This window comes from Thermostichus sp. MS-CIW-26 (genome assembly GCF_054059115.1).
Map to the genome: position 1 here is coordinate 21,269 of NZ_JBSSBV010000034.1, position 8,837 is coordinate 30,105.

General features: G+C 56.2%; 12 protein-coding genes. 6 read left to right on the forward strand and 6 right to left on the reverse strand.

From position 1 onward, the window contains the following. Positions 1-297 precede the first annotated feature (297 nt). From aroH to ACVWZU_RS10765, 6 genes are all read right to left on the reverse strand, one after another. On the reverse strand, positions 298-672 hold the full coding sequence (gene aroH, locus ACVWZU_RS10740; RefSeq protein ID WP_414380832.1) for a chorismate mutase: 375 nt from the start codon (positions 670-672) through the stop codon (positions 298-300). Between the two features lie 103 nt (positions 673-775). After that, complete coding sequence (locus ACVWZU_RS10745) at positions 776-1,462, reverse strand: V4R domain-containing protein (protein WP_011433433.1); 687 nt, start codon at positions 1,460-1,462, stop codon at positions 776-778. Between the two features lie 269 nt (positions 1,463-1,731). Further along, positions 1,732-2,190 carry a globin family protein gene (locus ACVWZU_RS10750; protein WP_041436599.1) on the reverse strand — a complete coding sequence of 153 codons (459 nt, stop codon included), beginning with the start codon at positions 2,188-2,190 and terminating at the stop codon, positions 1,732-1,734. Between the two features lie 36 nt (positions 2,191-2,226). Further along, on the reverse strand, positions 2,227-2,478 hold the full coding sequence (locus ACVWZU_RS10755) for a hypothetical protein (RefSeq protein ID WP_011433431.1): 252 nt from the start codon (positions 2,476-2,478) through the stop codon (positions 2,227-2,229). Beyond that, on the reverse strand, positions 2,475-3,158 hold the full coding sequence (locus tag ACVWZU_RS10760; RefSeq protein ID WP_457444847.1) for a V4R domain-containing protein: 684 nt from the start codon (positions 3,156-3,158) through the stop codon (positions 2,475-2,477). The genes ACVWZU_RS10755 and ACVWZU_RS10760 overlap by 4 nt, the downstream gene beginning before the upstream one ends. A 323-nt stretch (positions 3,159-3,481) precedes the next feature. Next, positions 3,482-3,802, reverse strand: a complete 321-nt coding sequence (locus tag ACVWZU_RS10765; RefSeq protein ID WP_414415719.1) for an Hfq-related RNA-binding protein — start codon at positions 3,800-3,802, stop codon at positions 3,482-3,484. A 304-nt stretch (positions 3,803-4,106) separates the two neighbouring features. Here ACVWZU_RS10765 and gvpA point away from each other — a divergent pair, with 304 nt between their 5' ends. The 6 genes from gvpA (at position 4,107) to msrP (ending at position 8,747) form a co-directional block, all read left to right on the forward strand. Beyond that, a complete protein-coding gene (gene gvpA, locus ACVWZU_RS10770) occupies positions 4,107-4,325 on the forward strand; it encodes a gas vesicle structural protein GvpA (protein ID WP_011429717.1) in 219 nt (72 codons plus the stop codon). A gap of 289 nt (positions 4,326-4,614) precedes the next feature. Beyond that, entirely contained in the window at positions 4,615-5,631 is a 1,017-nt protein-coding gene (gene gvpC, locus ACVWZU_RS10775; protein WP_457444849.1) for a gas vesicle protein GvpC, read from the forward strand. Positions 5,632-5,710: 79 nt separating this feature from the next. Then, positions 5,711-6,595 (forward strand): gas vesicle protein GvpN, encoded by an 885-nt coding sequence (gene gvpN, locus ACVWZU_RS10780; protein ID WP_011433426.1) that lies wholly within the window; start codon positions 5,711-5,713, stop codon positions 6,593-6,595. Between the two features lie 32 nt (positions 6,596-6,627). Continuing rightward, positions 6,628-6,972 carry a gas vesicle protein gene (locus ACVWZU_RS10785; protein ID WP_049749583.1) on the forward strand — a complete coding sequence of 115 codons (345 nt, stop codon included), beginning with the start codon at positions 6,628-6,630 and terminating at the stop codon, positions 6,970-6,972. A 74-nt stretch (positions 6,973-7,046) separates the two neighbouring features. Next, positions 7,047-7,466, forward strand: coding sequence for an LptA/OstA family protein (locus tag ACVWZU_RS10790; RefSeq protein ID WP_011433424.1), 420 nt, complete (start codon positions 7,047-7,049; stop codon positions 7,464-7,466). 324 nt (positions 7,467-7,790) lie between these two features. Then, positions 7,791-8,747, forward strand: a complete 957-nt coding sequence (msrP, locus tag ACVWZU_RS10795; protein ID WP_457444851.1) for a protein-methionine-sulfoxide reductase catalytic subunit MsrP — start codon at positions 7,791-7,793, stop codon at positions 8,745-8,747. Positions 8,748-8,837: the final 90 nt, after the last annotated feature.

Below are 8,837 nucleotides of genomic sequence, written 5' to 3' on the forward strand. Positions count from 1 at the left end.
GCTATCTCGCCCCTTACAGTCAACATTGGGTCATGGGTTTAGTGTCCTGGTTTGAATCGAAATGACCATACTCTTGGGCTAAGTGCATCTGTGAGTGAATCCAGATCAAGGCGGCTGGGATCGCCAAATCCGTAGTTATAAGACCTGAATCAACTTGGGTTGAGACATTCTCTTCCCCCAAAATAAGCAGGGAAAAACCAGAATCGATTGCGCTCCCTATTGCCCAAGGCGATAGGTTGTCCCGTTGCTGTTCGATTGCTGTGGCTACGCTGCCGTATTGGTGCTGTACGACCTCAATCAAACTGCGCTGAGATCCGGCCTTAACTCGCGGGCACCTCGCAGATAAACATGCTGCATGTCCGCTTGAGCAAGTGGAGTATTCAACTGGATCAAAACCCGAATGCAACGGGGTAAGTCGCCGCTCACCTCCATCTGTTGCACATCCAACAGAGGCACCGACTCCCAACCGGGGCGACGACGAGCAAACTGGGCGGGAAAAGCTGCATTTAAATCAGGGGTAACGGAAAAAATAACGCTGACTAGTTCAGCTGGATCGAGGGCGTTGCGGTGCTCTAGCGTATCCAGCAGCTCAGCCACCGCCGCGCCAATGGCCTCGGCACTGTTTGTAGGTACGGTGATGGCTCCCCGAATTGCTCTGACTCGCCACCCCAATGGCCACACCCTCGCGCGCTTGAGCTCGCCTTGCTTCCAGAAAATTATACAGACTCATCCCTGTTGGGATCCCATCCCTCTGGGGAAAACCAGCCCCCATCGCCTAGCTGGGCTGCAGGAGCTTTTCCAGGATCTGCTCGTGGCTGAGGCCGGAGTCCACCCAGGCTTCTCCCTCTTTGAGGCGGGCAGCAGCGGTTACGACAAACAAATTGCTCTTCGCTCCCAAAGCCTCGCTGGCGGTTTGCACGCAGAGCAAATCCTGGCCGGTTAGCTGGCTAAACCAGGTGGCCAACAGCCCTGCCTCCAAAAAGCCCATCGGACGCTTGAAATGGGGAGGCGTGACGGCAGCGAAGGGGGAATTGCGAATCGACACCACCAGCACTCCTTGATCTTTGTAAGTCCAGTCGATCTCGATCAATCCCCAGCCATGAGCTTTCCAGGCTTGTCTCAGACTTTGCAGAAAGGTGCCCATCTCTAGCTCGGCCAAAGGCTTCTGGTAGTAGTCGGAGAGTTCTTGGGCAAAACGGCGGAAAAACTCCTTGCCCCACATCCGACCACAGTTGCGCAACACCAAACGAGCAGCCTGGCCGGTCTCGTATTCCAGGCCCGTGTAGATGCCCCGCAGCAATGCCTCTGGAAGGGCCAAGAGACGTTCACCGTGGCGACTTTCCAGTAAGCCCGATTCCAAATCGCTTCGCAGATAAGCGCTGGGTGTGTAGTAGTTGGCCAAAACGGGCGTGTAGGGATCAAAGGTGACTGAGCCATTGGAGATAGAGCTAGTGCCGGTCATAAGGGATCCCCTGGTTATCCAATCCAAGTCGTTATTGAGCTTTAAGCATCCAAATAGGAGCAGGGTGCAGTTGACAGTTCGTTGGTTGTTGAGCTGGGAGAACGGTTGTTTACGCTCCAAATCTTATGGCGATCCCTCCAGCAATTGAATACCCCTTGGGCAGATTTACTACAACGCTAACATTAACTCCAACGACACTGAAGTCTCCGGCTAGTTGAGATAGAGCGCTCTAGCACCGAAAAATGCAAAAAGCAAAAAAGTATCTAGCTCTAAAACAGCAAGGCCACCTGTACCTGGGTGATCAAAGGGCGGATAAACTCCAACTCTCCAGGAGCCAAATGGTCTCTCAGCTCTTGCTGGAAAATCCGATAGGCAACCTCATAAACCCTCTGCAGCCCGTACAGGCGCACCTCTTCCTCCATCCACTCGAGCAGCCGCTCTTTCAGGAGGTTTTCGTCCTGCAGCAACATGGCCATAGCGCTGTGACGCAGCAGCAACAGCAGGTGTCGCCGGCACAGATCCAACACTTGGGGAGAAAGGTCGGGCATCTCCTTTTGCAGGGCATCTAGGGTTTTACTCACCACCTGGCTCTCCCGTTCCCGCAAAACTCGGTACACATGTTGTCGTTTTGGCCAGCCGAGAACATAGGCCTTCAGATGCTCCAGCTCCTCTGGCTTGAGGTAGCGGGCTTCCGACTCGATCAGCATCTGCTCCAAGGGGCTTACCATCTCGCTTCTTCCGGATGTCAGTGGGTGCTAGGAGACTCAAAACAAGCTGAACAGATCTGCCAAGGTGATCTGTTCTTCTGCCGGCTCGGGTTCTGGTGCTGCCGACAGGGATCCCAGAGAATGCGCAGCCAAACTCAGGGGATCCCCGGCCCAGGGAATGGAGCCAAAATGCTCCTGCACTTGCAGAAAAGGCATTGGCAGAGAGCGCATCTGTAGGGGGCGGTTATCCCAATTTAGACGGGCAAAAAAGCTCTGCACCGAATCCTCTAAAGTAATCTTCCAGGTCATGCCTTAGCTACTCCCTGACCTGAACGCAATTTTTGGGCAATTTCACCAGCACTGGCCCCTTCGTTCAGCCAGAAGGCAGCCGCATCAATGCGATCTTTGCTGCCGAGCAAAAACTTGCAGTAGCTTTCCCCCATAGAATAGCACTGGATCTCGATGCAGTTGAGCTGCCGTTCCACCATGGTGCTAAAAAAGCCGGCAAACAATCCGGCGTAAAGATGACAGACAGGTTTGCCCACATCCCCCAGGGTGCGGGCCACGGCGGAGTCAAAGAGGTTGATGAAAATAAACCCTTGCCGCCGACTCTCGGTTTCTACCTCCCAGCGCCCCCATCCTTGCGAGGTCAGAGGCCACCACCAGGTTTCCAAGAGAAACATGAGATTACTCTGCTTGGGGTGGCGCCGATATTCCTCCTCAAACCAGCGGGAAAAATGGACAGCATCGTTGCGTCCCCACTCTCGGCCAATGGTGTACATCAGAGAAGCTGAGGCATCTCCCACTTCTTCTTCCAGGCCCTGCTGCAAGCCCAGAATAAAGTCTTCGCTCACCAAGACATTGCGGGCACCCGTCCAGTCCACAAGGGATCCCTGGGAGAGGTCAAAGCGAAAAAAGTCTTCGCGGCTGTAGTGGTTATGCCGTTGGGCGGCAGGCTGAAGAGGTATCTCAATGGGGGCAGTCGTCATGGTTGGGTGAGGAGAGATCAGATTTTTTAACACTCCTTATCATACCCTTCTTAATTGGCATTTTTACCAAAAAACTGGGTCTAAAGCCTCGTCCTCAAGGCCTACGGCCCGCTGACGCAGTTGCAACAGCGTTGCGGAGCAATGGGGGACGGCTTTGGGATAGACTCAGGGCGACGGCAGGGTAGTCAACCGCTCCAAAAACCCAGCAGGAGTGGGTCAACTGGAGAAAACTGCCCTCAGAGGGAGACAGAAAAGCCCTGAGTTGTTGTAAAGATTTATTCAAAAATTGGGAAGAAGAGCTGTACAGGGATCCGGAGCAGTACTTAAGACTGAGGCCTGACCTTGATGAAAGCAATGGCAGACCGCCACAGCAGCGACTCCCGCCCCTCGGCATCGGCTAAACAGAGGCAATCGGGATCCTGCCAGCGCAACTGGCCGACGAAGACATCTCCGGTATTGAGTTTGACCTCGAGGGTTTCCCGATCCTTGATGACCTTCTGCAGGCGACGCACGCTCGGGATCCCGGTGTTGAAATCGGTCACGACAGCCCTATCAGCCAGCGAGAAACGGTATGTCAGCAAGCCCACTGCCCCCAGTATAGGGGATCCCTGCCGCTTCCCACTGCCCCTCCACCACACTTCCACAACTTGGGCTCAAAACTCGCCCTCATCTTTGCCCATTTTTTCTGCTGGCGAGTACTATGTAGGGGGGATGGCGCTTAGAAAAGCGGTAAACCTTTCGAGTTCGCCGTCTTTTTTAAGCGAATCTACGGGTGTTCTCCCCGAAAAAAGCCAGCACAATAGGGCTAGGGTGATAGAGGGTGCGGCTGTCGCCCTAGGGAAGGTGAATCCTCAGCTGGGATCCCTTCTACATGCCATTTTGCCGCCGAGTTGTCTGTCCTTTTCAACCCTCATCAGTATCAGCAGTACCAGTGCAGGAGAGATCGTTATGGCAGTAGAGAAAGTGAACTCCTCGTCCAGCTTGGCCGAAGTGATCGATCGCATCTTGGATAAAGGTATCGTGGTCGATGCCTGGGTGCGGGTTTCTTTGGTTGGGATCGAGCTGTTGGCCATTGAAGCCCGCGTCGTTGTGGCTTCTGTGGAAACCTACCTGAAATACGCTGAGGCTGTGGGTCTGACGGCTACTGCTGCTGCTCCTGCCGTCTAAATCTGCCTAACCAAAATCACTCAACCAAGGAAAGTGCCCACAACCCTCTCGCCTTGAGCATCACAATGGTTGGATGAGTTATGCTCTCTGGGCGGAGGCGTAGGAAGCTAGCCGTCGGAAAGCGAGGCAGGGATCCACCGCCGGTCTCTGCCTTGCTTCTGCGGGTTTTGTTCGAGGATTGAGTCTTGCAGCCGCACTGAGCTACAGGTTGGCAGTGCCATCGAGTTGGGAACAGGCAGAGAAGCTGTATCCACCCAAGCATTGAAAACGACGTGAGGGATTGGAGATCATGAGTTTGCAGGAACAATGGGCCATGGCCCGCAGCCGGCGGGTGGCTCAGAATCGAAGTTTGTTAAGCCGATCCCGGCAGCAGCGCCTAGAGCAGCACCAAGCCCTGATGGTTGAGCTGGGGCAGCGCCGCCAGCAACGACAAGAAGCACTACGGCAGCAGACGGAGCAAACCCGCAGCCAATTGCAGAAACTGAGGCAGGAGCGGGCTGCGAGGCGATCCCTGGACGAATGCTCCCGCTCGGAAGCGGCGGCTCAGCGGGCCAAGTCGGTGGCAGAGAGTCTGGCTCGCCTGGAGCAGGAACGAGCTGCTCAATTGGAAGTCAGCCGGCAGCAATTGCAGGCTTTCCGGGCTAACTTGACTGCGGCTGTGGAGCATTTGCTGAGCACCTATACGCAGGCTCGGCAGGCGATGGCCGACAAAACTCAGCAAGCGCGGCAGTCTTTTTGCGCCGATTTGCGGCAGTGGGTACAGGCTCTCCGGCAAATGGCTCGACAGGAGCTGGCTCAGATGGCTCAGGAACAGCAAGCCCAGGCCCAGGCCCTGCGGGGATCCCTGGCCACTTTCCGGGCGGAGTTGCATAAGCAGGTGTGGGGCAATGGGATCCCTGACCTCATCCCAGAACCTGAAGTCTCCACTTCCAGTGCAAGCTCTAACAGTGCCGTTGCGACTGCCGGTGAGACTGCTTCCGACTCAACGCCTGTAGCCGAAGGTCAAACCCCGGTGGAGCCGTCCGCCCCGGTCTCTGTTTCCCAACCCCCAGGGGGTTTGACAACGCTCGAACCCCCTGAAGTTCCGCCTACTGTTGAGAAACAGGTGGATCCCATCCTTGACTATGTCAACAAGTATGTGAGTGATCTACAAGCGCAGGATCCCAACTTGACCCTGCTGCAGGTAATTGGGGATCGGGAACGGGTGCGGGATTTGTTGGCCCGCGGCGCGGTGGATCTGGGGTTGGATCCCTCGGAAATCTTGGCTACGCTGCGGCGCATGGTGTCGGGGACGGTCGCAGTTTAGTTGAACAGAGCGCAGGAAGAACATCCGAGCTATAGTCAAGGCAAAAGAGTCCAGGGCAGCAAAGAGGTTGGGTATCTCTATGGCCACAGTTCTGCAGGCGCGTCCCCGCCAGTTCGTGAACACCCCCTACATTGAGCGGATTACCCGCCGCGCTTTGCGCTATTTGCAATCGGGCTTTGCGGTGCATTTGCGGGGGCCTTCGGGTACGGGCAAAACCACTTTGGCGATGCATCTGGCCAGCCTGCTGGGCCGCCCCATCATGCTGATCTACGGGGATGACCGCTTCGATTCTTCCGACCTCATCGGGGGGCGCACCGGTTTTACCCATCGGCGGGTGGTGGACAACTTCATTCACTCGGTGGTGAAGACGGAGGAGGATGTGCAGCAGCGCTGGGTGGATGCCCGCCTCACCTTGGCTTGCCGAGAGGGGTTTACCCTCATCTACGACGAGTTCAATCGCTCCCGCCCTGAGGCCAACAATGCTCTCCTGAGTGCCTTGGAGGAGAGGCTGCTGGTGTTGCCGCCGGACAGCAACCGCTCGGAATATCTGCGGGTGCATCCCCAGTTCCGGGCCATTTTTACCTCTAACCCGGAGGAATATACCGGGGTTCACAGGGCCCAAGATGCGCTGCTGGATCGGATGATCACCATCGATATGGGGGAGCCGGACATCGAGACCGAAAAGGAGATTCTCACCTCGCGAATAGGCTTATCCGGCCCCGACGCCCTCAAGATCGTCCACATTGTGCGGGCTTTTCGCCGCAAGTTGGATCTGACGCGCCACCCCAGCCTGCGCAGTTGTTTGATGATCGGGCGCATTGTCAAGGAACATGAGCTGGCAGTTAGCAAAGAGAATGCCGATTTTCGCGCTTTGTGTGCGGATGTGCTGTTGCCCCGGGCTGGCAAGCGCTATGAAGAGGGATCCCAGCTGCTGAATTATCTGCTAGACCAACTGCCTGGCTGAGTCTTTTGCCTGTTGGTACACTTTGGAGGTCGATGAACTCTGTGCCGATTAGCTCTCAACCCTTGACCACGGCTACTCACGGCTCCTCGCTGGCCGATGTGTTGGAGCGGGTGCTGGACAAGGGCATTGTGATCGCCGGAGACATCACCGTTTCGGTGGGCAATGTGGAGTTGCTGAATGTGCGCATTCGCCTGCTGATTTCTTCGGTGGATAAGGCCAAGGAGATCGGCATCAATTGGTGGGAGTCGGATCCCTATCTCAACAGCCAGGCGCGGGAGCTGCTGGAAGCCAACCGACAGCTCATGCAGCGCGTTGCCGAATTGGAAAGACAGCTTGCCCAAGCTCTGCCCCAGGGGGGAAAGGGAACGGACCCATAGGCTGCCCCCCGCCATTGTGACCTGGATTGACGGGCTAGACTGGCTGCTGGGGTGGTTTGACGGGGTGATGGGGCATGGCTTTGGAGATGGCGTTTGACCGGAAGGGTTGGCAGCGGCTAGGGACGCTGGGCTGGGCTGTGGGTGTGGTGCTGGCCCTTGGAATCCCGGCTTGGGGTCAGAATCCCCGTGCCATCAGCATCAGCGCCGATGTGCAGGAGGCCAACGCCAACACAGGGGTTTTTACGGCCATTGGCAATGTCACCCTCAGTTTTCCTGCCGAGCGGCTTACGGCCCGCGCCCAAAGAGCTGTGTATTACAGCCAGGAGCAACGCATTGAGCTGGAGGGCCAGGTCATCATCAACCAAGGGGAGAATCAGTTGCAAGCGGAGAAAGTCATTTACCACATCGACAAGGGCACCATCCAGGCAGTGCCATCGGCAGGGCGGCAAGTGGAGTCCATCTACGTTTTGCCGGAGCCCAGCTCAAGTCCTTAGCTGATCCCCACACTTTTTTCCAGCAGCACGGACTCAGCCAACACGGCTATACCGTGATTTCGTCACCGATCATCCCAGCCTGCAGGGTTTCCCTCACCCCCAACCCCTCTCTCAAAAGGAGAGGGGAGCCAGGGACAGACATAACAAATCGTTTCATTGCTGTTTGAAATGACTACATTTGAAATGACTACACATGGGGCAGCGCTGGAAACGAGCTCGGGGAATGTCGGCTTAGATCCGTTTAGGATGTAGTAATTCATTTAGGATGTAGTAGTTCGGGCGGCAGACTTTTTCCCTGACTCTGAATCAAAGGATGGCTGATGGATGTTCGGGATCCGAGTTCCTCGCCCCTGGCAACGAGAGGCACAGGTCACTCCAGAAGAGATGTTTTTCAGCCGGCGGCAATTTCTAGCGCAACTGGGATCCGTTGGGGTGGGAGCCAGTTTTTCTATTTTTGGGTTTGGCAGCAGGGGATCCGCTCCCTCGGTAGAACGAGAGCTGACGGGGATCCCACTCAACCCCCACTTTTCGGATGTGGGCAGGCCCGTCACCGAGGAGATTGTAGCTACTCGTTACAACAACTTTTACGAGTTTGGCTCCGGAAAGCGCGTCTGGCGGGCTGCACAGGCTTTGCCCGCGGATCCCTGGACTGTCGAGATTACCGGGCTGGTGCGGCATCCTCAGCGGTTGGGCCTGGAAGATCTGTTTAACTTCCCCCTCGAAGAGCGCATCTACCGCTTTCGCTGTGTGGAAGCCTGGGCGATGGTGGTGCCGTGGTTGGGCTTTCCGATGCGGCTGCTGCTGGAACGGGTGGATCCTTTGCCGACGGCTCGATTTGTCCGCTTCACTTCCTTTTACGATCCGGAAATTATGCCTGGCCCAATCTGGCCCCCCAACTTGCCTTGGCCCTACACGGAAGGGTTGCGGATCGAGGAAATGGCTAACGAGTTGGCCTTTTTTGCCCTCGGCGTTTATGGCAAGCCGTTGCCCAAACAGCACGGAGCGCCAATTCGCATGGTGGTTCCCTGGAAGTATGGCTTTAAAGGGGGAAAATCCATCGTCAAAATCGAGTTTTTGGCCCGTCAACCCTCCACGTTTTGGAATACCCTCGCCCCTGAGGAGTATGGATTTGAGGCCAATGTGGATCCTAGGGTGCCCCACCCCCGCTGGTCACAGGAGCAGGAAGTCTTGATCGGTTTCGGATCCCGTTCCCAGTGGCAAATCGTTCCCACCTTGCCCTACAACGGGTACGGAGAGTATGTTGCCCACTTATATGGGTAAACTACCCGACCCTGACTGCTTCGCAGTACAGGGCGGGCTTTCGGTAGCCCTGCAGTTGGCAAGCCAACCACGAACCTCTAGGCTGGTTTA